Here is a 24,030-nt window from a genome sequence, read left to right on the forward strand (position 1 = left end):
CTCGGCAACCGCCCGCCACGGCGTGGGGCCGGTGGAGTGGTCGCCCGGAGACCACGCCGCCGTCAGCATCCTCGACACCGTGAGTTGATCGAAGCCCTTCCATCGGACCGTATCGGAACATCTCCGGAACCTCAACGCCCGGTTATCGGATTCTTCCGACTGGTGCGCGCCGCATCGTCGCCCCTGACAGGGTCACACCCTGCCCGCGAGCCGGATCGGCATCGACCGGAACACCGGAAGTTTCGGAGGTCAGGACCCGCGACGCAGGACGTCGACCAGGGCGGCCGGGTCGATGGTGGACGGTCGGTCGCTGACCTGCCCGTCACCGAGTTCGACGATCCGCCAGACGCCGTCGGCGCGCAGGGCCAGGTCCACGGTCACGAACGGCAGCCCCAGCGCCGCCACCGCACCGCTCACCGGGCCCGCCTCGAACGCCTCCGGCGGCGTGTCGTGCGGACTGTCGGGGTGGGCGCCGACGAGGACGCAGACGCCGTCGACCCACCACGTGCGGACCTCGGCGGTGGTGAACCGCTCGAACCGGCGCAGGACCAGGCCGCCGACGAGGTCGTCGCCGCGCAGGTCGAGGAAGCGGCTGGCGACCCGCCAGGCGGCATCGCCGTCGTCGAGATCGGGGATGAACGCCGCCTCGTGCCAGTGGTGCTTCATCGACTTGGTGAAGTCGCGCAGCACCGCCGCCCCGCCGCCGAGCGCGCGCCTCGCCCGGTCGAATTCGGCACGCTCGGCGCCGACCGTCCACGCCGAGCGGGGCGTCAGCTCGGCCAGGCCCGGGTACCAGCCCGGCAGCTCGTGGGCGCGCCGGTACTGCTCGCCGCTCGTACGCAGGCTGACGCCCCGTCGGGCCAACGCGTCCGCGAAGGCGGCGTACTGCTCGCTGCGCAGCATCCAGCCGCGGTAGACCGCGACGCCCTCGGCCCTCACCCGCGACACCGCCCGCGACACGTCGTCGCCACGGGCCAACGCGTCGTGGTCGACGACGGCGACCTCGTCGCCGGCCTCCCGGGCGGCGCGTGCCTCCGGCGCGAAGTGGGCGTCCGGGTGGCGCGGTCGTAGCGGGTCCGAGGCGACGATCAGGAGCACGGATGCATGCTGCCCCATCGGCGTTGACGACGCGAGCGCCGCCGGGCCGGCGCGGGGCCGGCCGGCGGCACTCCGCCCGTCGCGAGGAGTCGGTCCCCGCTCCTATGCTGAGCCGATGGACCTGGAGTTCGGTGGTGAGCTGTGGTTCTGGCGTGGCCCCGCGCCGTGGCACTTCGTCACCGTCCCCGAGGACGGCTGCCAGGAGTTGGCCGCGCGATCCGCGGGCGTGAGCTACGGCTGGGGCATGATCCCGGTCGCGGCCCGGATCGGGAAGACCGGCTGGAGCACGTCGCTGTTTCCCAAGGACGGGCGCTACATCGTGCCGGTGAAGGCGGCCGTGCGACGGGCCGAGGGGCTGGCGGTGGGAGACACGGTGACGGTCCGGCTGGCCGTCAACGGGTGACCGTTCCACAGCACGAACAGCGCGGCCGGCGCGGTGCCGCCACGAGACCCGCCCTGATCGCGGCGGCGCAGCAGTAGCGCCGGGGCGGATCGACAGGGTAGAAACATGCCAACCCTTCTTTCACAGCGTGATAGAAGTCGCGATGGCGAGAGAGCGCTCTCACAAGGGCATCGTCCCCCGCCGCCGCCCCACGAGGAGGTCGACGACGACCGCGAGCCGGCCATCGGGCGCGCCCACCCGCGCCGCGCCGGAACACCTCCCCCACCACGTCGCCGAGCCCGGCACCGCCCCGGCCGGCGGAGAGGACGAACGATGAGAATGCAGTCCCCCGACGCGCGACGGCGGCTCCGCCGGACGCTCGCCCTCGGCCTGGTGCTGACGGCCGTCGCCAGCACCACCGGCACGGCCGCCGCCGCCGGACCGGCCCGGCACGGCGCCCCGGACTTCGGGCCCAACGTGACGATCTTCGACCCCGACACACCGGTCGCCGAGATCCAGGCGACCCTCGACGCGGCGCACGCCCGGCAGGTCGACGCCGAGATGGGCACCGCGCGGCACGCGTACCTCTTCAAGCCCGGCAGCTACGGTACGGACACGCAGCCCCTACACGTGAAGGTCGGCTACTACACCGAGGTCTCCGGCCTGGGCGCCTCCCCCACCGACGTCACCGTCAACGGCAAGATCGAGGCCTACAACCGCTGCCTCGAAGGCGGCGGGACCGGCAACTGCATCGCCCTGGTCAACTTCTGGCGCACCCTGTCCAACCTGTCGCTGTCCGTCAACGCCACCGGCCAGGACGGCTGCCGCTCCTCGGCGAACTTCTGGGCGGTCTCCCAGGCGGTCTCCATGCGCCGCCTCGACATCAGCGGCGGCGGCCTGTCCCTGATGGACTACTGCACCGCCGGCCCGCAGTACGCCAGCGGCGGCTTCATCGCCGACTCCCGGCTGCCGGCCACCACCAACGGCTCCCAGCAGCAGTGGCTGACCCGCAACAGCGAGGTCGAGAGCTGGTCGAACGCGGTGTGGAACCAGGTCTTCGCGGGCACCGTGGGCGCCCCCGACGACGCCGACTTCCCTGACCCGCCATACACCACGCTGGACACCACGCCCCTGAGCAGGGAGAAGCCGTACCTGTTCGTCGACGACCGGGGCCGCTACCAGGTCCGCGTCCCCGCCGTGCGGCGCGACAGCCGGGGCATCTCCTGGGGCGACGGCATGACGCCGGGGCGCACCATCGGCATCCGGGACTTCTTCGTCGCCAAGCCGTCCGATCCCGTGCACGTCATCAACGCCCAGCTCGCCCGCGGCAAGCACCTGCTGCTCACCCCCGGCGTGTACGACATCGCCCGCAGCATCGAGGTCAGGCGGCCCGACACCGTGGTCCTCGGCATCGGCCACGCCACGCTCACCGCCGTGAACGGCGCCGTACCGCTGGACGTCGCCGGCGTGCCCGGCGTCGTCGTCGCCGGGGTGACCATCGACGCCGGCCTGACCGAGTCGCCGGTGCTGCTGCGCGTGGGGCGCGAGCACGGCCGCAACGCCAGCACCCCGCGCAACCCGATCACGCTCTCCGACGTGTACTTCCGCGTCGGCGGTCCGCACATCGGCAGGACGCACACCGCGCTGGAGGTCAACGCCGACCACGTCCTGATCGACCACACCTGGGTGTGGCGCGGGGACCACGGCGTCGAGGGCTTCACCCAGGGCGTCAACGGCGACACCGACCGCTGGCGGACCAACACCGGTCGCTACGGCGCCGTCATCAACGGCGACCACGTGACGGCCACCGGCCTGTTCGTCGAGCACTTCCAGCGGTACAACACGGTCTGGAACGGTGAGCACGGCACGACGATCCTCTACCAGAACGAGCTGCCGTACGACCCGCCGACGCAGGCCGACTGGATGAACGGCGCCGTCGAGGGCTGGGCCGGGTACAAGGTCGGCGACCGGGTGCGACACCACACGCTGCACGGCGGCGGGGTGTACGTGTTCAACCAGAACAACCCGTCGATCCGCACGGCGAACGGCTTCGAGGTCCCCGTCGCCCCGGGCGTCAGGCTGCACCACGTCATGACCGTGAACCTGAGCGCCGGCACGATCGACCACGTGGTCAACGGCGTGGGCGCGGCGGCCGACACGACGCGGGTCGGCGAGCCCGTCTACGTCACGCGGTATCCCGCCGGGTAACTCCTGCGGGAGTCCGGGTCGGACGGGGCGCGCACCCCGCCCCGTCCGCCCCGTCCGACCCGGTCGTCAGCCGGCGCAGTTGTTGTTGCGCGCGGGCTGGGTCAGCTTCTCCTGGGTGCCGAACTTCGCGTAGACCCGCAGGTAACACGGCAGCTCGACGTCGCCGTAGTAGCTCTGCACCTCGTTGGCGTAGTGCGTGGTGCCGCTCTGCGCGACCTGCCAGCCGCCGGCGTCGCCCGACTGGATCTCCCAGTAGACGTCGCCGGAGCAGCCCTGCAGGCCCTGCGACCAGGCGATGATGTTGGCCCCGTTGTAGATCTCGGACTGCACGAGCGTGCAGCTCGCCGCCTGCGCCGGGCTCGCGCCGGCGAGCAGCCCCACGGTCAGCATCGCTCCGGCTCCGACCGCCGACATCAACTTACGCATGCTCGATCTCCTCCACGATGGACGGCAGGTGTCCACCGGAGGGTATCCCGTTCCGGAGATAAGCTCCACGACCATCGTCGATATTGGCGAAAAGTTTTACCGGCTCCCCTCCGACAGCCGCCGACCGTCCCGCGACGGCCTCGCCGCCGCCCCGCCTCCGCCTGCGCCGCGCCGGCCTGGGCCGAGGGGACCACGTACGCCGCCGGCAGCCGGGTCAGCTATGCCGGGCGCTCCTACCAGGCGCTGGTGACGCACACGCCCCCGCCGGGCGCCGGCTGGAACCCGGCCGCGACGCCCTCCCTCTGGACCGACCTCGGCGCCTGTAACGGCGGTGGCACGCCCGCACCCACCCCGACCGCCACGTCGGGGCCCTCTCCCACCCCGACGCCGACGCCCACCGCGACGCCCACCCCGCCCGGTCCGGGCACCTGCGCCGGCAGGCCGAAGCCGGCTGGCAAGGTGCTCCAGGGCTACTGGGAGAACTGGGACGGCGCGGCCAACGGCGTCCACCCGCCGCTGGGCTGGATCCCGATCACCGACGCCCGGATCCCCGCGCACGGGTACAACGTGATCAACGCGGCGTTCCCCGTCATCCGCGCCGACGGCACCGTGCTCTGGGAGGACGGCATGGACGCCACCGTCAAGGTGCCCACTCCCGCCGAGATGTGCCGTGCCAAGGCGGCCGGCCTGACCATCCTCCTGTCGATCGGTGGCGCGACCGCCGGAATCGACCTCAGCTCGGCCGCGGTCGCCGACCGGTTCGTCGCGACCGTCGTACCGATCCTCCAGCGGTACAACTTCGACGGCATCGACATCGACATCGAGACCGGGCTCACCGGCAGCGGGAACATCTCCCAACTCTCCCCGTCGCAGGCGAACCTGATCCGCATCATCGACGGGGTGCTCGCGCGGATGCCGGCGGGCTTCGGCCTCACCATGGCGCCGGAGACCGCGTACGTCACCGGCGGCAGCGTCACCTACGGCTCCATCTGGGGCGCGTACCTGCCGATCATCAAGCGGTACGCCGACAACGGCCGGCTCTGGTGGCTGAACATGCAGTACTACAACGGCAGCATGTACGGCTGCTCCGGCGACTCCTACCCGGCCGGCACCGTGCAGGGCTTCACCGCCCAGACCGACTGCCTGAACGCCGGGCTGGTCGTGCAGGGCACCACCATCCGGGTCCCGTACGACAAGCAGGTCCCCGGACTGCCGGCGCAGCCCGGCGCCGGGGGCGGCCACATGGTCCCGGCGACGGTGGCCCAGGCGTGGAACACCTACCGGGGCGGCCTGAAGGGCCTGATGACCTGGTCGCTGAACTGGGACGGGTCGAAGGGCTGGACCTTCGGCGACAACGTCCGGGCCCTCCAGGGCCGCTGAGCCGCCGCGCACCCCGTCCGCCGACCGCGCGGTCGTACCCCTGCTTCGAGCAGGGCCGGCCGCGCGGTCGGCGGCGGCGCCATGCGCTCAGCCGGCCAGCCAGTTCCGGATCTCGTCGCCGTGCTCGTCGAGGCCCGGCGGCGGCAGGTCGTAGCGCGCCGGGGTGGCGCTCAGGCCGATCGGATGGCGGATGCCGGGCACGCCGCCGGTGGTGACGACCGGGTCCAGCCCCAGTTCCCGCGCCAGGTCGACGCCCCCGGCGACCGTGTTGATGGGGGCGCACGGCACGCCCGCCGCGCGCAGGTCCCGGAACCACTCGTCGCGGCTGCGCAGGACCAGTCGCGCGACCAGGAGGGGCCGCAGGGCCTCCCGGTTGACCGTGCGGTCCTGGTTGCGCCCGAACCGGGGGTCGTCAGGCAGTTCGGGCAGGCCGAGGACCTGGCACAGCTTCCGGAACTGGCCGTCGTTGCCGGCGATGACGACGAGGTCGCCGTCGGCGGTGGGCAGCGGTTCGTACGGGAACAGGCTCGGGTGCCCGTTGCCCATCCGGAACGGCGTCGCGCCGCCGGCGACGTGGCCGCTGGTCTGGTTGACCAGGCCGGACAGCGCGGAGGAGAGCAGGTCCACCTCGACGTGCTGGCCGGTGCCGCAGCGGTCGCGGTGGTGCAGCGCGGCGAGGATGCCGACGGCAGCGTGCAGGCCCGCGATCACATCGAACACGGCGACCCCGGCCTTGTAGGGCGGGCCGTCCGGCTCACCGGTGAGGCTCATCAGACCGGACGCGGCCTGGACCACGAGGTCGTAGCCGGGCAGGTTGGCGCCGGCGCCGGCGCCGAACCCGCTGATCGAGGCGTAGACGATCCGCTCGTTGACGGCGGCGACGCTGTCGTAGTCGAGACCGAAGCGCCGCAGGCCGCCGGGCCGGAAGTTCTGGATCATGACGTCGGCGCGGCGGGCCAGTTCCCGGGCGACGGCCAGGTCGTCGGGGTCGGCGAGGTCGAGGGCGATGGACCGCTTGTTGCGGTTGACGCCGAGGTAGTAGGTGGAGGTGCCCTCCCGCACGGGCGGCAGCCAGGTCCGGGTGTCGTCCCCGCCGGGCCCCTCGACCTTGACCACCTCGGCGCCGAGGTCGGCGAGGAGCATGGTCGCGTACGGTCCGGCGAGGATCCGGGAGAAGTCGGCCACGAGGATGCCGCTGAGCGGCCCGGACCGTTGCTCCCCCATCGCCGTTCCCCTTCCCGTCGACGCCACGGCCGGCGCGGCGGCGTCGTGGCACCTGCCGGGGGGCGCGTGGCGATGGCAGGACCACGATGGCACAGCGGGCGCGACGGACGTCGGTCGCCCCGACGGTCCGGGCCGGGGCGGACGGCGACGGGTCGCCGCCATCCGCCGAGCGGGTCAGCCCTTGCGCCACTTCTGGTTGGCGGTGCCCGCGCAGTCCCAGAGCTGGAGCTTCGCGCCGTCGGCGCTGTTCCACTCCCGGATGTCGACGCACCTGCCGGCCTGGATGTTGACCAGGTCACCGGCCGCGGTCAGGGTGAACCGCTGCGCGCCCGTACCGTTGCACGTGTAGAGCTGGACGACCGCGCCGTTGCCGGTCGCGCCGCCGTCGACGTCCATGCACTTGTTGTTCTGGCTGCGCAGGGTGTCGCCGGTGAACGTCCACTTCTGCGCGTCGGTGCCGTTGCAGTTCCACATCTGCAACTGCGCCCGGTCGACGAAGTTCGAGTTCGGCACGTCGATGCACTTGTTGTTCCAGTTGCTCAGCACGGGCACCGCGCCGCCGGGGTTTCCCGGTCCGCCGCTTCCGGCGCCGAACGGGCTCAGGACGAGCCCGGCCGCGCGGGGGTCGCCGTCGTGGACCAGGGACTCGAACGCGCCGACGTCGTCGAAGGCGAAGGCGTACGCCCTGCCGTCGGTCATGTTGGCGTGGATGACGCGGGCGTAGTGGTTCGTCGGGTTGTTGCGGTAGAACTGGGCGGCGTCGGTGCTGGGCTGGGTGTCGACGGTGCCGAGCGTGCCCCGGTTCAGCGCGGCGCAGAGCGTCCGGGAGATCGGGCCGACGACCGGGTCGTTGGGTGCGGGCAGGTCCCCGTCGCAGCCCCAGACGCTCGCCGAGGAGGGCCGGTTGAAGGAGGCGACCCGCTGGCCGGCACTGTTGGTGAAGGTCATGACGTTGCCCGAGGTCCGCCCGAAGTAGCGGGTGTTCGGCTGGTCGGCGAACGGCACCACGGTCAGCGTCCTGGTCGTGTACGCGTTCCAGGCCGACGCGATGTAGGAGTCCAGGTAGGTGGCGCTGAACAGACCGGCGCCGGCCGCCTTGCCGGGCGCGAGGACCCGCAACACGGTCCCGTCGGAGCGGGTGTGGACCGTGTTGGCCCAGCCCGGCTGGGACCGGATGCCCTCGATGATCGCGTTGCGGCCCCCGGCGACGACGTCACCGGTGCGCTTGGTGACGCCGGTGGCACCGGTCACCGTGACCGCGTGCGGCACCGCGAACATGTCGACCTGTGAGCTGTTGAGCCACAGTCCGGCGTCGTTGTAGGTGAACTCGCTCCAGTCGAACAGGATGTCGCGGTTGGCGTCGCCGGCCGCCCACGGCGCGGGTTGCACGAGGCCGTCCGGGGTGAGGAAGAACTTGAGCTTCTCACCGAAGGAGAAGTAGACGCGGCCGGAGAACCCGCGCGGGAACCGGATGGTCGTGCTGCCGCCGTTTCCGGGCCCCGGGATCGACGCGTCCGGCGCGGGCGACGGCGGGAGCTGCCCGCCCGACCAGGGGACGAAGGTGCCGCCCTGGTTGACGTAGCCGAGGCGGCCGCTGGACAGCTGCACGCCGATCACGTACAGGTGGACGGCCTCGCCCCGGCCGGTGCTGTTGGTGACCGTGACGGGCAGCAGCGCGGGGCCGACGGCGTGGGCGGGGGCTGCGGCGAGGGTCACCGGGACGGCGGCGACCAGCGCGGACACGGCGGCGAGCAGCCTTCTTCGTAGCTTCACGGAAGGTCCTCCTCGGGGTGGTGGGGTGCGAGAGAGCGCTCTCTCAGCGTCGGGCCGGGGCGGCTCTCCTGTCAATAGACGCAGACCAATGCGACCCCCGCACGCCGGCTCGTGGACCGCCTGCTCCGGGTGGAAGGTGGCGGAGGCACGGTCGGCGCTCGAACTCACCGCCTCCGGCTGGAGCAGTCCGGCCCGGTGGCGCACGACGGGCCCGGGAAGTGCTGCGACTCCGGGATCAGCGCCGTGGCGGAGCGGCGACGCTGCGACGGGAGACCAGGGAGGGCGCGACCGTCTGCCGCAGCGGGCCGGCGACGTCGGATTCCATCTGCGCCAGCAGCAGGTCCAGGCTCGCCCGGGCGACCGCGGCGAAGTCGGGCCGCACGGTGGTCAGCGGCGGAATGAAGTACGCAGCTTCGGGCACGTCGTCGAAGCCCACCAGGCTGATGTCGTCCGGCACCCGCCGGCCGTGCTCGTACAACGCCCGCAGCACGCCCAGCGCCAGATGGTCGTTGGCCGTGAAGACCGCGGTGACCTCGGGCATCCGGGCCAGCATCTGTCCGCACCGGTACCCCGCTGCCGCCGACCAGTCCGCCGGCAGCAGCGGTGGCAACTCGGCGCCCGCCGCCTGCAACGTCTCCCGCCATCCGTCGATCCGGCCGGCGCTGTCGAACCAGTCCGACGGCCCGGAGACATGCCAGACCGTCCGGTGCCCGGCGTCGAGGAGGTGCTGCGTGGCGGCGCGGGCCCCGGCGACCTGGTCGACCGTGACCAGGGGCACCGGACGGCGCGGGTCGCCGTCGACGGTGACCAACGGAACGTCCTTGGGGAGCCGTTCGAGGGCCTCCCCCGCCGACTCGACCGGCGCGATCACCACGATGCCCGCGACCCGGTGTGCGAGGTGCCGCTCCACCGCCGCCGAGATGGACTGGTCGTCGAGGTCGCTCACGCTGCCGACGCTGACCGCGAACCCCGCCTCGGCGGCCGCCTGGTCCAGGGCCGCCAACAGCGAGGCCGGGCCGTAGAGGGTGGTGTTCTGTGCGACCACGCCGATCACCTGGGACCGACCGGTGACCAGGGCCCGCGCCGCGCGGTTGGGCCGGTAGCCGAGTTCGGCGATGGCCGCCTGGACCCGCAGCCGGGTCTGCTCGCGTACGTTGGGGTGCCCGTTGAGGACCCGGGACACCGTCTGGTGGGAGACGCCGGCGAGGCGAGCCACGTCCGTCATCGCAGGACCGCGCACGGCCACCTCACCTCTCCCGCCCGCCCCGTCCGGCGACTGCGCCACGTCCGACCTCGACGCAGCGCCTTCGTGACACGGAAACACCGCCGCCGCCAGCCGGCGCGTGTCGCGGTTGGCCGGGGCTGGACCGCCGACAGTCTACGGCAGCGGTACCGCCGGCCCTGGTGCGGCTGAGCCGGCGACCGGGGCGCGGGCCCGCGACACGGCCCGGGCCGGCCGACCAGGGGCCCCGCACCGGACGCTCCCGCGGGTCGTCACGCCGGGTCGGCACCCCAGGCGGCGTGCACGAGGGCGGGAAGCACCTGGGCGGCCGGACCGCGCAGGTTCACGTCGGACACGGCGTCCAGGGGCGTCTCCTGCGGGTTGACCTGCACCACGGTGGCGCCGAAGCGGGCAGCCACCTGGGGGATCTCGGCGGCGGGATACACCAGGCCCGAGGTCCCCACGGTCACCAGCAGGTCGCACGTGGACGCCGCCTCCACGGCGGCCTCCAACCCGGCGGTCGGCAACGCCTCCCCGAACCACACCACCCCGGGTCGGACGGGGCCCGCGCAGTGCGCGCACCGGGGCGGAGGCACGCGCCGGCCGTCGTCCGGTTCCTCCGCAGCCTCGTCCGGCATCGGCGCCGGACGGGCGCAGGCCGAGCAGCGCGGCGCGAAGAGGCTGCCGTGCAGGTGGATCGGCGCGACCGAGCCGGCGCGCTCGTGCAGGTCGTCGACGTTCTGCGTGACGACGACCGTGCCGGGTACGCGTGCCTCGATCGCGGCCACGGCCACGTGGCCGGCGTTCGGGCGGGCCCGCCCCACGGTGGCGCGTCGCCACTCGTACCAGCCCCAGACCAGCGCGGGATCCTCGCGGAACGCCTCCGGTGTGGCGAGCCGCTGCGCGTCGAAGCTGCGCCACAGGCCGGTGAGGGCGTCGCGGAAGGTCGGCACACCGCTCTCCGCGGAGACGCCCGCGCCGGTGAAGATCACGACGCGGCGCGCCTGCGCCAACAGCGCTGCGGCCTCCCGCATCGACCGCTCCCCCATCGTGCCTGCTCCCTTCGACCCGGAACCCCGTCGGGCAAGACTAGTGCGGTCTCCGGGACGGTCCGGCGGGACAGCGCCGGCTGTCGAACCCGGGCGCCGAGGCGGCGCGGGGCTTCTTCGAAGATGCGCACTTCGCCGGCCTCCGCCCGCTCCTTTTCTCGGCACGCGGACCGGCCGGGCGTCGAGGGCGAACCGGCCGACCTGCGCAATTGCTTCACCGGCCGGCGCGATCGCCGGAATGGTAACCGGAAATGGGAATCCCACGACACCGGGTGAGGGCTGGTGTGATCGCGTACGGCCCGACAAGAATGGGCCAGGCGCTCCAGCGGAAAGGCGTGTCGTCCATGATTGCACCGAAGGTCGTGTCCCGGGACGAGTGGGTCGATGCCCGAAAGGAACTGCTCGACCGCGAAAAGGAGATCACCCGCCTGCGGGACAGGGTCACCGCACTCCGGCGCGAACTGCCGGCCGTCGCCGTCGAGAAGGACTACTCCTTCACCGGTCCCGCCGGCGCCGTCCGGCTAGCCGACATGTTCGAGGGACGACGACAGTTGATCGTCTACCATTTCATGTTCGACCCGGAATGGGCCGAGGGATGCACGAGCTGCTCGCTGCTGGTCGACAACTTCGGGCACCTCACGCACCTGCACGCCAGTGACACGACACTCGCCGTGGTCTCCCGCGCGCCGTTCACGACCCTCGCGGCCTTCAAGAGCCGGATGGGCTGGCGCTTTCCCTGGTACTCCTCGCACGGCAGCGACTTCAACTACGACTTCCACGTCACCATGGACCCGGCCGTCGCCCCGGTGGAATACAACTACAAGGACGCCGAGACCCTGGCGGCCCAGGGCCTCACCCACCACCTGCAGGGCGAGGCCCACGGCCTGAGCGTCTTCGTCCGCGACGGCGACCGGATCCTGCACACCTACTCCGTGTACGGCCGCGGCCTCGACCCGCTGCTGAACACGTACAACTACCTCGACCTCACGCCGCTGGGCCGGCAGCGCTACGTCAACGAGTTCCCCCACCACGACACCTACGACACGGACGCGGCCGGCAGCCACAGCCACTGACCACCCGCCGCCGACCGGCGACGTCGGTCATCCGGGCACACAGTTGTTGCTCTTGCGCCTGACCGTGTACTCGGTGTCGTCGTGGGTGATGCCCGACGGCGCCCCGTCGAAGTACGCCTCGACCTTCTCCCAGCCCCGGCGCTGCTCGTAGTGCAGGTGCGGCGCCCCGGAGTTGCCGGTGCTGCCGACCCGCCCGATCTGCTCGCCCTGGGCGACCCGCTGACCGACCCGGACCAGCGGCGGTTCGAGCAGGTGCAGGTACTGCGTCTCCCACTTGCCGCCATGGTCGATCTTCACCCAGTAGCCACCGCCGCGGCCACGCGGCCCGTCCGGGTCGTCGGGCGTACGGCCGCCGAGCGATCCGTTGATCCCCGCCACGGTGACCTCCCCCGCGTAGGACGCGAGCACCGGCCGCCCCCACGCCTTGCCCTCGGTCGGGAACAGGTCCACGTCGTAGTCGTCGTGACCGGGATAGGTGCCCAGTTGCCACGTCTCCCCGCACGCGACGGGAAGCTGGAACAGCGGGCGCGGACCCGCCGGCCGCACCAGCGGCACCACCACCGCGACGACGAGGACGGCGACGGCGAGGACCACCGCGACCGCGCCGGAGACGAGCACGACCCGGGTGCGGCGGCTGCGGACGCGGCGGTGGGTGCGGGGGGTGGTGGGGCGACCGGTCGTCACCGGCCCGAGCATGGCAGACGCCGGCAAGGCGACCCTCCCCGGGCGACTGGCATCACCCGCAGGCCCTTCGACGGGGCGGCCCTCCGACCGCCACAATGGTCGGCGTGCGGAGATCAACACGACGGCTGCTCGGCGAACTGGACGCGCTGGCCCACCGGGAGCGGATGGCGACGCTCGCCCGCCGCGCCCGCGAGGCGGCCGCCACGGGCGAGCTGCCGGAGATCCTGGCGGACCTGCGCGCCGGGGCGTCCTCGTACCACCGGTTCCTGGCCGTCACCGCCGCCGAGATCGTCGGCGACCACGCGGCGGTGCGGGCGGCGCTGGGCGACCGGCACGGCACGATCCGCGCGGTCGCCGTGAAGGCGGGCCTGCGCGTCGGCTGGCTCGCCGGCGACGACCTGCGCGCACTCGTCCGGGACGCGCCGGCCGACCTGCGTCACCTGGTCTACCGGTCGCTGCGGCACCTGCACCGGCCGGCGGTCGCCGACGGCCTGGTCGACGGCGTGCTGGGGCGCTTCGGGGCCGTCGAGGCGGTCGCCCTGCTGCCCGCCTGCGGGGCGGACACCGTCCGCCGGCTGCTGCCGGTCGTCGAACACGCGTTGCCGGGCTCGGTCTGCCTGGCCCGTCGCCACGGCGACGTGGTGCTCGACCACGCCGAGTCGACGCTGCCCCACCTTCAACCCGCCGAACGGGACCGCTGGTGGACGGTGCACGGCAAGAGGGTCCTGGTCGCCGGCCGGCGCCGACCGGAACGCGCGCTGACGCTGCTCGAACGGTATGCGCCCACCGGGCACCTCCCCGACGACCTCGCGCACTACGGGCCGCTCGCCGCGTCCGCGCCGCGACGGGTGCTGGCCCTGCTGACCGCGCCGTCCCGCGCGGGCTGGGTGGGTTACCAGTGGCTGCCCCCGGCGCTGCTGCGTCGGCTCGTCCGGCTGCCGCAGGCGGACCTGGTCGCGCTGGGCCGGCGGGTACGCGGCCACAACAACGCCCTGGACCGGCTGTTGGGGGCGCTACCCCCGGCGCGCCGGGGCGATCTGTACGACGCCGTGTTCGCCGACGTCGAGACGGCCACCCGGATCCCCGACGCGTCGCTGATGGAGGTGCTGCCGCACGACTGGCGGGAGCGGGAGGCACGCCGGGTGCTCGCCCTCGACGACGTCCGCCACGACGAGGCGCAGGTGCGGACGTGGAGCGCCCTGCTGCCCTGGCCGGCGGCGTCGGCGGCGCTCACCCCCGCCCTGCGCGCCGCCGACGCGCACGACCGGGCCGTCGCGTACCAGCTGCTCCTGGCCGCCGCCCGGCGCAGCCGCCACCCCGCGGCGGCGGCCGAGGCCCTGACCAGGCTGGACCGGCTGCGCAACGAGCAGGACCCGGTCCGGGCCGTGGCGCTGACGGAGCTGGCGGACCTGGCCCCGCTGCTGCGCGCGGACGCCGTCGAGGCGCTGACCCGGATCACCGTCGACGCCACGACCACCCGCGACGCGTCGACGCGCACCCTCGCCGCGCTCGGCACCCTCGCCGCCCGGGTGCTGGGTCGGCACGCCGACGAGCCGGCCCTGCTGCGGTGGGCGCTGGACACCCTCGACCGGCTCTTCGGCGGGCACCGGCTGCCGCCGCTGGGGCGCTTCGACGAGACGCTGCGCCGCGGCCAGGAGACGCTGGTCTTCGCCCGGCTGCGCGGATGGCTCGAGGCCGGCATGGCCCGGGGGCAGTTCACCGCGTTGTTCGCGGTGACCCGGGCCCTGGGGCGGCGGGCGTGGCAGCTGCCCGAACTCCAGGAGCTGCTGCGCCGCGCGACGACCCCCGGCACCGTGGCCGCCGTCGTGCGGGAGGCCGTCGAGCTGTGGCTGGCCGACCCGAGGACCCGGGCGCAGCGGGTGGCGTACGTGCTCGACTCCGACAGCTCCACCGTCACCTTCCCCACGGTGTGGCGGACCGTCAGCGCCCGACGTACCGACCTGCTCGACCGGGTGCTGCGTCACCCGCCGAGGGGTGCCTTCCTCACCGCCGGCACCCGCTGGATCCCGGGCCGGCCGGTACGCGTCGAGCGGTGGCTGCCCCGCCAGCAGGAGGCGTTCGTGCGGCTCCAGGCGCGCCTCGCCGCCGACGCCGGCACCCCGCTGCACCACCGGGCCGCCGCCGTACGGGCCGCCGCGCGGGTGCCCGACGCCGGGCGGGAGTTGGTGCTGCGCCACGTCGGCTCGCCGAACGTCACCCTGGCCGAGGCGGCCCTGGAGTCGCTGCCGTGGACCGACCGGCCCGCCGAGGCGCTGCCGCTGCTGCTGTCGCACGCCGACGACGATCGGGCCAGGGTCGCCCTGTACGCCGCCACCCGCGCCGTCCGCTTCACCCGCCCGGCCGACCTGGTGGCCCCGCTGTCCGGCGTCGCCCTGGGGCGGGGCAAGGTGACCAGCCGCAAGCAGGCGGTCCGGCTGCTCGGCCGCTTCGGTCCCCCGGAGGCGATGGCGGTACTGGTGTCGGCGTGGCGCCAACCCGGCCAGCACCGCGACGTACGGGCCGCGATCGTCGACGCCGCCCGGCAGCGACTGCACGCGCCGGAGAGCTGGCCGATCCTCGAGGAGGCGATCGTCGGGAGCCGGGAGGAGTCGCTGGCCGTGCTGGCGACCCCGCCCGGCGGAATCGCCGCACCGGATCGCCCCCGCTACGCCGCCCTCGTCGCCCGGGCCTGCGCGAGCCCCGACCGGGAGCTCAGCCGGCTGGCCTGGCCCCGGCTCGTGCACTGGCTGCCCTGGGCGCCCGATCTCACCGACCTGCTCACGGCGGCGCTCACCGACCTGTGCGGGCAGTACGACTGGCAGTCGGTGCGCCCGATGCTGACCGCGGTGCTCCGGCACCCGGACCGCCCCGAACGGGAGGTGCCCGTCGCCGCGCTGGACGCCCTCGTCCGGATCGACGGCGCCGACGCGGACCTCGGCGGCCCCGCCGGGGACCGCCCCGCCCGTCGGCGGATCGACGACATCGTGGCCACGGCGTCCTGGACGCTCGGGCCACTTGCCGACCCCGCGCCGGTCCGGCGGGCGGCGGCGGAGTTGGGCCGGCACCGCGCGTACGTGGCCCAGGCGGGCACCCTGCTGACCAGCGCGCTGCCGGTGAGGGACACGACGTCGGCGCAGCTCACCGCCGAGATCCTCACGATCGCGGAGCTGGTGGCGGGTCGGCTGGCGCTCGCCGCCCGGCTCGCCCACCTCCTCGCCCAGCGCACCGGCTCCCCGGCGGCCCTGGACGCCGAGCTGACGCTCGGCACGGCCCGCGCCCTCGCCGCCCGGGGCGAGGCCACCACCGGCCTGTTCGCGGTGGCACTGGCCGGCGGCGGCAGGGCGTTCGGCTGGTCCGCTCCCTGGCGCGACGTGCTCCACCTGCTGCGCCGGCACCCGGTCGCCGACGTCCGAGACGCCGCCTTCGACATCTCGATGCAGGCGTGATCCCCGCCGGCCCGCACCGATGGCGCGGGTCAGCGGCGATTCGCGGTCAGTCGCCGGCGGCGGGGATGTCCTGCGGCAGCAGCGTACGCAGTTGCCCGGCGGTCGGCGCCGCTACGTCCGCGAGCCGTCCCGCCTGCCGTTCGATCATGGCGTTGAACAACTTCCGCGCGCCCCGGCCGTTGCCGAACACCGGGTCGCGGACGGCCTCGACGAGCCGGTCCAGCAGGGCGTCGACCGTCGGCGCGGTCAGGTCGTAGCCGTGCTGCCCGGCCAGCGCGGAGATGATGGCGAGCAGCTCGTCGGGGGCGTAGTCGACGAACTCGATGGTCTTGGTGAACCGTGACGCGAGGCCGGGGTTGGTGGCCAGGAACTGCACCATCTCCTCGGAGTAGCCGGCGACGATGACGACCGTCTCGTCCCGGTGGTCCTCCATCAGCTTCACCAACGTGTCGATCGCCTCCAGCCCGAAGTCCGAGTTCGTGCCGAACGTGCGGGCCAACGCGTACGCCTCGTCGACGAAGAGCACCCCGCCGAGGGCCCGCTCGAAGGCCGCGGCGGTCTTCAGCGAGGTGCTGCCCAGGTACTCGCCCACCAGGTCGACCCGCGCCACCTCGACGACCTGCCCCTTGGTGAGGACACCGAGCTGCGCGAGCAGCCGCCCATAGATCCGCGCGACGGTCGTCTTCCCGGTGCCGGGTGACCCGGCGAAGACGAGGTGCCGGCTCACCGGCGGCACCGGCAGGTTGGCCCTGCGGCGCTGTTCGCCGACGCGGATGAGCTGGATCAGCGTCCGCACGTCGCGCTTGACCGCGGCCAGGCCGACCATGCCGTCCAACTCCGCCAGCACGGCGTCGACGTCCACGCCGCCCGACGTCGGACGGGCGGGCTCGCCTGCCTCGCCGGCGGAGCCGGCCCGGTCCCCGGGAGCCGGGGCGGCCGGCTGTTCCGGGGCGGTGACCGACACCCGCGCACGGTCGGCGCCCCGGACGGGCTCGCCGGTCACGTCGACGAACTCGCACCGGTCGACCAGCACCGGGGCGTCGGTCTCCACCTGCACGCCGTCCCCGCCGCAGGCGCGCAGCGTGCTGGCCCGCAGGATCAGCCGGGACTGCTCCCGCAGCAGCACCCCGGAGCCGGTGGTCCCGGTGACCGTGCTGCCGGTGAGATGCAGGGCGGCCTCGCCCGCCCCGGTCACACCGACGACGCCACCGGAGAACACCGCGTCGGTGAGGGTGACCGAGATCGCGTCGGTGCCGACCAGCCCCACCGGGGCGTTCTCCACCCGCACCTTCGTACCGGTGAGCCGGCCCGGTCCCCCGGCGGCGATCCCGCTGCTCGTCGCGCCCCGGATGGTGGCGCCGTCGAGGCGCACGTCGGCCTCGACGGTGCCGTCGAGCACCACCCCCGCCTCGCCGCCGTCGACCGTCAGGTCCGTCAGGGTCGGGTCGCCGCCCTGCACGATCACCCCGTAGCGGCCCGGAGCCTCGATCCGCACGCCGGTGTACCGGCCGGCGGCGGCCCGGACCAGCAGCGCGTCCTCCCGCGACCCGCGCAGGACGCCGCCGCGCACCAGCGGCGCCGCCCCGTCGACCACGGCGATCGCGGGCAGCCGGCTGGCCGTCACGTCGCAGTCGGTGAACGTGCCACGCGCACCGCTGACGTAGATGCCGTTACGGCCGACGCCCTCGATCCGGCAGCGACGCACGTCGGGCTCGGCGCCGCCGGAGACCTCGACGCCGCAACCCTCCAGGTCCGTCAGCTCGCACTCCTCGACCAGCCCGCCGGCGGACCCGCTGAACACCAGTCCGCTGCCGCGTCCGCCGGAGACCCGGCACCGCCGCACCGTCGGCCGGGAGCGCCCGCCCGCCGTGACGGCCCCGACGCGTACGCCCGTGAAGTGGCAGTCCTCGACGGTGCCGCCACCGCCCTCGAAGGCATCGAAGCCCCGGTCGGTGTCCCGGACGTGGCAGTGCCGCACGGTGGGTCGGCTGTCCCGTTTGGACAGCACGGCGTACTCGTCGAGGTCCCACAGCCGGCAGTTCTCGACGACCCCGCTGCCGTCGACGAACGCCACGCCCCGACGCATCCCGCTGACGTCGCACATCCGCACGTGCGCGGTGCTCCGCTCGCAGAGCACGGCGTTGAAGGCCTGCCCGGTGACGACGCAGGACTCGACCGTCAGGGCGGCGCGCAGCGCCGACACCGTCGCCGGCGCGTCCGCGCTCCACGTCCGCAGCGTCAGCCCCAGGAGCACGACCTGCGCGTCCTCGCAGTACACGACGGGCGCGGCGGCACCGCTCTCCACCAGCACCGGCGGCCCGCCCGGCACCGCTGCCCGGATCGTGACGGCCTTCGACCGCACGACGATCTGCCCGTCGTAGCGGCCCGGCTCCACCACGACCACCGCGCCGTGCGGTGCCGCCGCCACCGCCGCCCCGATGTCCCGGTAGGCGTTCGCCCTGCTCAGCGAGACCAGCAGCGTCGGCACACCCACTTGACCCGTCCCCCCGCCCAGGCCGCGCCGCCGACGGCGGCGAGGCACCAGGAGCATAGATCGGGCCCGCCCCCCGTTCGCGGCCACGGGGGCCGCGAACGGGGGGCGGGCAGGCCGTCCGGTCCTGGCGCGACGGCCGCGCGGCCCCCGTGCTCAGAAGTCGTCGTCGAAGGCCACCGTGCCGCTCACCCCGACCTGGTACGCCGACACGCGCCGCTCGAAGAAGTTCGACAGCTCCTGGACGTCCTGCAACTCCATGAACGCGAACGGGTTGGTCGACCCGTAGTGGGCGGGAATGCCGAGCTGCGCGAGCCGCCGGTCGGCGACGTGTTGCAGATACTCGCGCATGTCGGCCAGGGGCAGCCCGGGCACGCCCTGGCCGAGCAGGTCCTCGGCGAACTGGACCTCGCACTCGACGGCCTCGGCGAGCATCTGCCGCACCTGAGCGGCCAGCTCGTCGTCGAACAGGTCCGGCTCCTCCCCCCGGACCGTCTCCACCACGTCGAAGGCGAAGGCCATGTGCATGGACTCGTCGCGGAACACCCAGTTGGTGCCGGACGCCAGGCCGTGCAGCAGCCCCCGGGAGCGCAGGAAGTAGACGTAGGCGAAGGCGCCGTAGAAAAACAGCCCCTCGATGCAGGCGGCGAAGCAGATCAGGTTGAGCAGGAAGGCGCGCCGGTCCTCCCGGGTACGCAGCTGGCGCAGCTCGCCCAGCGAGTCGATCCAACGGAAGCAGAACTCGGCCTTGCGCCGGATCGACGGGATGTTCTCGATGGCGGCGAACGCGGCGAAGCGTTCGGCCTCGTCGGGCACGTAGGTGTCGAGCAGGTTGAGGTAGAACTGGACGTGCACGGCCTCCTCGAACAGCTGCCGGGACAGGTAGAGCCGGCCCTCCGGCGAGTTGACGTGCTGGTACAGGTTGAGCACGAGGTTGTTGGCGACGATGGTGTCGCCGGTGGCGAAGAACGCGACGAGGCGGCCGACCAGGTGCCGCTCGGCCGGGGAGAGCCGGTCGAGGTCAGCGAGGTCGGCGTGCAGGTCCACCTCCTCCACCGTCCAGGTGTTGCGGATGGCGTCGCGGAAGCGGTCGAAGAAGTGCGGGTAGCGCATCGGTCGCAGGGTGAGATCCATCCCCGGGTCGAGCAGCATGTGGACGGTCCTCGGTTCGCTGGTGGTCGGGGTGCTCACTGGCATGCCTCGCACGACTCGGGGTTCTCCAGGGCGCAGGCCAGCGCCTCGTCGACGGTCGCCACCGCCGCGACGACGCCGGCGGCACGGGCCGGCCCGACGGGCGCGACGGTGGCCTGCTGGATCCGGGTGGCCGGCCGCGAACGCAGGTAGTACGTCGTCTTCAACCCGGCCTTCCAGGCGTACAGGTACATCGAGGAGAGCTTGCCGATCGTCGGCGCGGCCAGGAACAGGTTCAGCGACTGCGACTGGTCGATGTACGGGGCGCGGGCCGCGGCCAGGTCGATCAACGCCCGCTGCGGCAGCTCCCAGGCGGTACGGAACAGCTGCCGCACCTCGGCCGGCAGTTCCGCGACGTCCTGCACGGAGCCCTCGGCGCGCTTGATCGCCGAACGGATCCGCTCCGTCCACAGGCCCCGGGCCTTCAGCTCGCGTACGAGGGCCGTGTTGACCTGGAGGAACTCCCCCGACAGGGTCTCGCGCTTGAACAGGTTGGACACCTGCGGCTCGATGCACTCGTAACAGCCGGCGATCGAGGCGATGGTGGCGGTCGGCGCGATCGCCACGAGCAGCGAGTTGCGCAGCCCGTACGCGGCGACGCGCTCCCGCAGCGCGCTCCACCGCGCCGTCTGGGTCCCCGTGACGCCCCACAGGTCGGGTTGCAGCTGACCGCGCGACGCCCGGGTCTGCCCGTACGCCGGGTGGGCGCCCGAGCGTCGCGCCAGGTCGGCGGAGGTCTCCAGGGCCGTCAGGTACAGCTCCTCGCTGATCCGGGTGGACAGCTCCCGGGCGGCCGGCGAGTCGAACGGCAGCCGCAGCGCGAAGAACACGTCCTGCAGGCCCATCAGGCCGAGCCCGACGGGCCGCCAGCGCGGGTTGCTCGCCGCCGCCTGGGCCGTCGGGTAGTAGTTGATGTCGATGACCCGGTCGAGGTACGTCACGGCGGTGCGGACGGTGGCGCGCAGCCGCTCCCAGTCGATGCCGTCGGCGCCCAGGTGGGCGGCGAGGTTGACCGAGCCGAGGTTGCACACGGCGGTCTCGGCGTCGCTGGAGACCTCGACGATCTCGGTGCACAGGTTGGACAGGTGCACCACGTTGCCCGCCTCGGCGGTCTGGTTGCACAGCCGGTTCGCGGCGTCCTTGAAGGTCATCCACCCGTTGCCGGTCTGGGCGAGGGTACGCATCATCCGCCCGTACAGCTCCCGCGCCGGGACCTGCCGCACGTAGCGACCCTGCTCCTCGGCGGCCCGGTACGCCGCGTCGAACTCCGCGCCCCACAGGTCCGGCAGTTCCGGCACCACGTCGGGGTCGAACAGCGACCACATCCCGTCGGACTCCACCCGCCGCATGAACTCGTCCGGGATCCAGTTGGCCAGGTTCAGGTTATGGGTGCGCCGGGCGTCCTCACCGGTGTTGTCGCGCAGTTGGAGGAACTCCTCGACGTCCGGGTGCCACGGCTCCAGGTAGACGCAGGCCGCGCCCTTGCGCCGGCCGCCCTGGTTGACCGCCGCCACCGAGGCGTCGAGCGTCCGCAGCCACGGCACGATCCCGTTGGACTGCCCGTTGGTGCCCCTGATCAGCGCGCCCCGGGAGCGGACCCGGGAGAACGCGATGCCGATGCCCCCGGCGAACTTCGACAGGTTCGCCACCTGCGCGTACCGCTGGTAGATCGAGTCGAGTTCGTCGCGCGGGGAGTCGACCAGGTAGCAGGAGGACATCTGGGTGTGCCGGGTGCCGGAGTTGAACAGCGTCGGCGAACTCGGCAGGTACGCCAGGCTCGACATCAACCGGTAGAACCCGATCGCCTCGTCCGGTGCCTGCGACAGGCCGCAGGCCACGCGCAGCAGCCAGTACTGCGGGGTCTCCAGCACCAGCCGGCTCGTCGGGTGACGCAGCAGGTACCGGTCGTAGACCGTACGCAGCCCGAAGTACTCGAAGCGCAGGTCGCCGCGCGGGTCGACGGCGGCGTCGAGGGCGTCGGCGTGGGCGGCGACGAAGGCCGCGGTGTCGTCGCCGATCAGGCCCTCGGCGTGGCCGTGCCGGATCGCCGCACTGAACGAGCCGATGCCCTGCCGGCGGACCTCCTTGTCGACGTACCCGGCCAGCAGGCGGGCGGCCAGCCGCGAGTACTGCGGCTCCTCACCGATCATCTCCGCGGCGGTCTGGATGGACAGCCGGTCCAGTTCGGCCGTCGTCGCCCCGTCGTACAGGCCGCTGATCGTCCGGGTCGCCACCCGCAGCGGGTCGACGTCGGCGAGGTCGTCGGCCCACCGCTCGACCGCGCGGACGATCCGGTTGACGTCGACCGCCTCGGTGCCGCCGTCGCGCTTGCGGACCCGCATCTGCGGCCGCCGCTGGCCCACCACGGCCGCATCGTCGGCCGGAAAAACCTCGGTGACTGTCACCACGCACTCCTCGCGAGCCTTGATCCCAGACGGATTTCCTGGGCACGCGGGGAGCGGACACCGACGACGACGCGCCGCAGGGCAACGCGTCGGGATGGCGTCGGCCGTCCCACGCGGCCTCGGACCGCCACACACCCGGAAGCGGGCGTACGGCGCACTGGCAGGTCTTCGGACTCGCGGGCGCGACCGGACTCGCCGGTCTCCTACTGGCCGTCGCTTCCCAGGCCGCTGGCGGCCCAGTGCTGATGACGGCGGTCGTTCCCACTCACCGCTGCGGGGCAGTCCCGGATTCCCACCGGGTTCCCTCTTGCCTCGACCACTCCGGATGAGCGGCCGAACCAGCTGCGCCGACACCATATATAGGGTTGGCGCCGTTGTCACACCCCACATGTCGGTCCCGGGCGTGTCGTCGGCGGCGCGAGGCACGCCCGTCGATCGCCAGCCGGACGCCCGCGCCGATGCACCGACCCACGCAACGGCGCACCGCGACGCAGTGCCGCTCTCTGCCGCTCTCTGCCGTGACGGCCCGCGGCACCCCACCAACGGCGATCAGGACGCCATGGACCCTGAAGTCGCCGGGTCACGTCCATGACGTCCTGATCACGTTCGGGTGGGTCTGTCGGCGCGCTGGTGGTGGTGGAGGAGGGCCGCGAGGCGTGGCGCGGCGACGCCTGCCGCACGCGCGGCCTCAGCCCGACCGCAGTCCGGCCGTGTTCCTAGACCCGGGTGACCCGGACGGCGTCGGCCACCACGTAGCCGGTGGTGCTGGTCCAGCGGCTGACCGCGACCAGGTTCCGGTCGCCGGCGGCCAGCCCGAAGGTGCCCAGCGAGCGCCAGACGCCGCCGCTGGAGCGCTGGTCCACACTGACCGTGCGGTTGCCCGAGGCGGTGACGACGACGTGCGGGGCCGAGCTGTTGTAGCCGGGGTCGGCCGGGTGCCGCACCTCGACGCGGTAGTTGCCGGCCGCCGGGATGTTCACCTTGAACCAGGCGGAGTCGCTGGCCAGCGTGGGGTTGGCGAAGCGGTAGTCGGCCCCGTAACGCTGGGCGGAGTACGAGGAGGTGCCCCAGTTGGTGCTCGCCGTGAACCGCCCCGCCGTGGCATTGTCCACGATGGTGCTGAACGTGGGCGGGTTGGGCGCGCTCAGGCCGAGGTAGGCGGCGATGCCCTCGGCGTGGCCACGGGCGGTGGCGGTGATGAAGTCGGCCCGCTTGAGCAGGTTCGAGTCGGCGACGGAGTCGATGAAGAGGTTCTCGGTCAGCACCGCGGGCATGGCCGACTCGCGCAGCATGTGGAAGTTCGCGGTCTTCAGCCCTCGATCGGTGACCCCACCGATCGTCCGCATGCCGCCGATCACCCTCGGGTGCAGGGCGTTGTGCAGGTTGACGGTGGCGGCGTCCGACGTCGGGTAACGGTAGCTCTCGAAGCCGGTGCCACCGCCGGAGTTGATGTGCACGCTCACCAGCAGGTTCGCGCCCCACGCGTTGGCGTCGTCGGTGCGGTAGGCCAGGCTGCGGGTGATGTCGGTCGTGCGGGACATCCGGACGTCGACGCCCCAGTTGGCGAGCAGGATGTTGCGCAGTTGCAGGGAGATGTCGAGCGTCAGGGCCTTCTCCTGCAGCCCGTTGCCGACCGCGCCGGGGTCGGTGCCGCCGTGGCCCGGGTCGATGTAGACCTTCGGCAGCGCCGCCCACGCGGGGCCGGCGACCATGGGGACGGCCGCGGCACCGGCCACGGCCGCAAGGAGGGTACGCCGCCGCAGCGTCCGGTTGTCGAACATGTGCACCTCGTCATCGGGAGAGATCGACAGTGCCCGCAATATAGTGGCAGATCGATCCCTGATGAAAGATGTCTACGGCTCCATATCTGCAGATCGTAGGTTTCCTGCCCCGCATGACCGCGGCGGCCCAGCCTCCCGGCACGGAAGGGGACCGCGGCGTCACGAGGCGTTGAACCGTCCCCGGCTGCCGGACGAAC

16 protein-coding genes, 1 pseudogene and 1 riboswitch are annotated in these 24,030 nt (G+C 73.2%); of the genes and pseudogenes, 6 read left to right on the forward strand and 11 right to left on the reverse strand.

Annotated features, from left to right (window positions below):
• Nucleotides 1–249: 249 nt before the first annotated feature.
• A complete protein-coding gene (locus tag ACPXCB_RS23105; RefSeq protein ID WP_425877628.1) occupies nucleotides 250–1,098 on the reverse strand; it encodes an ATP-grasp domain-containing protein in 849 nt (282 codons plus the stop codon).
• 115 nt (nucleotides 1,099–1,213) lie between these two features.
• On the opposite strand from ACPXCB_RS23105, the gene ACPXCB_RS23110 reads away from it, so the two are divergent.
• The gene (locus ACPXCB_RS23110; protein WP_425877629.1) at nucleotides 1,214–1,501 is read left to right on the forward strand and encodes a DUF1905 domain-containing protein; all 288 of its coding nucleotides are present in this window, start codon (nucleotides 1,214–1,216) and stop codon (nucleotides 1,499–1,501) included.
• A gap of 318 nt (nucleotides 1,502–1,819) precedes the next feature.
• Nucleotides 1,820–3,688: an adenylyl cyclase gene (locus ACPXCB_RS23115; protein ID WP_425877647.1), complete on the forward strand. Its 1,869-nt coding sequence runs from the start codon at nucleotides 1,820–1,822 to the stop codon at nucleotides 3,686–3,688.
• Nucleotides 3,689–3,754: 66 nt separating this feature from the next.
• Here the strand turns inward: ACPXCB_RS23115 and ACPXCB_RS23120 are convergent, their stop codons facing one another.
• Nucleotides 3,755–4,114 carry a hypothetical protein gene (locus ACPXCB_RS23120; RefSeq protein WP_311412262.1) on the reverse strand — a complete coding sequence of 120 codons (360 nt, stop codon included), beginning with the start codon at nucleotides 4,112–4,114 and terminating at the stop codon, nucleotides 3,755–3,757.
• Here ACPXCB_RS23120 and ACPXCB_RS23125 point away from each other — a divergent pair.
• Together ACPXCB_RS23125 and ACPXCB_RS23130 are read left to right on the forward strand one after the other, a co-directional pair.
• Nucleotides 4,037–4,360: pseudogene (locus tag ACPXCB_RS23125) on the forward strand (carbohydrate-binding protein); the annotation flags it as partial. The gene ACPXCB_RS23120 and the pseudogene ACPXCB_RS23125 sit on opposite strands and share 78 nt — an antisense overlap.
• On the forward strand, nucleotides 4,361–5,494 hold the full coding sequence (locus ACPXCB_RS23130; protein WP_425877648.1) for a chitinase: 1,134 nt from the start codon (nucleotides 4,361–4,363) through the stop codon (nucleotides 5,492–5,494).
• Nucleotides 5,495–5,581: 87 nt separating this feature from the next.
• Here the strand turns inward: ACPXCB_RS23130 and ACPXCB_RS23135 are convergent, their stop codons facing one another.
• From ACPXCB_RS23135 to ACPXCB_RS23150, 4 genes are all read right to left on the reverse strand, one after another.
• Nucleotides 5,582–6,718 (reverse strand): CaiB/BaiF CoA transferase family protein, encoded by a 1,137-nt coding sequence (locus ACPXCB_RS23135; RefSeq protein WP_425877630.1) that lies wholly within the window; start codon nucleotides 6,716–6,718, stop codon nucleotides 5,582–5,584.
• 174 nt (nucleotides 6,719–6,892) lie between these two features.
• On the reverse strand, nucleotides 6,893–8,491 hold the full coding sequence (locus ACPXCB_RS23140) for a glycoside hydrolase family 64 protein (protein ID WP_425877631.1): 1,599 nt from the start codon (nucleotides 8,489–8,491) through the stop codon (nucleotides 6,893–6,895).
• A 235-nt stretch (nucleotides 8,492–8,726) separates the two neighbouring features.
• Nucleotides 8,727–9,716 carry a LacI family DNA-binding transcriptional regulator gene (locus ACPXCB_RS23145; RefSeq protein WP_425877632.1) on the reverse strand — a complete coding sequence of 330 codons (990 nt, stop codon included), beginning with the start codon at nucleotides 9,714–9,716 and terminating at the stop codon, nucleotides 8,727–8,729.
• Nucleotides 9,717–9,985: 269 nt separating this feature from the next.
• Nucleotides 9,986–10,747, reverse strand: coding sequence for an SIR2 family NAD-dependent protein deacylase (locus ACPXCB_RS23150; protein WP_425877633.1), 762 nt, complete (start codon nucleotides 10,745–10,747; stop codon nucleotides 9,986–9,988).
• Nucleotides 10,748–11,106: 359 nt separating this feature from the next.
• Here ACPXCB_RS23150 and ACPXCB_RS23155 point away from each other — a divergent pair, with 359 nt between their 5' ends.
• On the forward strand, nucleotides 11,107–11,835 hold the full coding sequence (locus tag ACPXCB_RS23155; RefSeq protein ID WP_132237847.1) for a DUF899 domain-containing protein: 729 nt from the start codon (nucleotides 11,107–11,109) through the stop codon (nucleotides 11,833–11,835).
• 27 nt (nucleotides 11,836–11,862) lie between these two features.
• Here the strand turns inward: ACPXCB_RS23155 and ACPXCB_RS23160 are convergent, their stop codons facing one another.
• Nucleotides 11,863–12,531 carry a M23 family metallopeptidase gene (locus tag ACPXCB_RS23160; protein ID WP_425877649.1) on the reverse strand — a complete coding sequence of 223 codons (669 nt, stop codon included), beginning with the start codon at nucleotides 12,529–12,531 and terminating at the stop codon, nucleotides 11,863–11,865.
• A 92-nt stretch (nucleotides 12,532–12,623) separates the two neighbouring features.
• On the opposite strand from ACPXCB_RS23160, the gene ACPXCB_RS23165 reads away from it, so the two are divergent.
• Nucleotides 12,624–15,965, forward strand: coding sequence for a hypothetical protein (locus tag ACPXCB_RS23165; RefSeq protein ID WP_425877634.1), 3,342 nt, complete (start codon nucleotides 12,624–12,626; stop codon nucleotides 15,963–15,965).
• A 46-nt stretch (nucleotides 15,966–16,011) separates the two neighbouring features.
• Here ACPXCB_RS23165 and ACPXCB_RS23170 read toward each other — a convergent pair whose 3' ends face one another.
• The 4 genes from ACPXCB_RS23170 to ACPXCB_RS23185 all read right to left on the reverse strand — a co-directional run bounded on the left by ACPXCB_RS23170 (nucleotide 16,012) and on the right by ACPXCB_RS23185 (nucleotide 23,833).
• On the reverse strand, nucleotides 16,012–18,459 hold the full coding sequence (locus ACPXCB_RS23170) for a right-handed parallel beta-helix repeat-containing protein (RefSeq protein ID WP_425877635.1): 2,448 nt from the start codon (nucleotides 18,457–18,459) through the stop codon (nucleotides 16,012–16,014).
• A 153-nt stretch (nucleotides 18,460–18,612) separates the two neighbouring features.
• Nucleotides 18,613–19,608 carry a ribonucleotide-diphosphate reductase subunit beta gene (locus ACPXCB_RS23175; RefSeq protein ID WP_425877650.1) on the reverse strand — a complete coding sequence of 332 codons (996 nt, stop codon included), beginning with the start codon at nucleotides 19,606–19,608 and terminating at the stop codon, nucleotides 18,613–18,615.
• Nucleotides 19,609–19,643: 35 nt separating this feature from the next.
• A complete protein-coding gene (locus tag ACPXCB_RS23180) occupies nucleotides 19,644–21,989 on the reverse strand; it encodes a ribonucleoside-diphosphate reductase subunit alpha (protein WP_425877651.1) in 2,346 nt (781 codons plus the stop codon).
• Between the two features lie 206 nt (nucleotides 21,990–22,195).
• A riboswitch (cobalamin riboswitch) is annotated at nucleotides 22,196–22,410 on the reverse strand.
• A gap of 358 nt (nucleotides 22,411–22,768) precedes the next feature.
• Entirely contained in the window at nucleotides 22,769–23,833 is a 1,065-nt protein-coding gene (locus ACPXCB_RS23185; protein ID WP_425877636.1) for an N-acetylmuramoyl-L-alanine amidase, read from the reverse strand.
• Between the last annotated feature and the right edge of the window lie 197 nt (nucleotides 23,834–24,030).

It is taken from the genome of Micromonospora sp. DT62 (assembly GCF_049847285.1).
Taxonomy (GTDB): Bacteria; Actinomycetota; Actinomycetes; order Mycobacteriales; family Micromonosporaceae; genus Micromonospora; species Micromonospora reichwaldensis.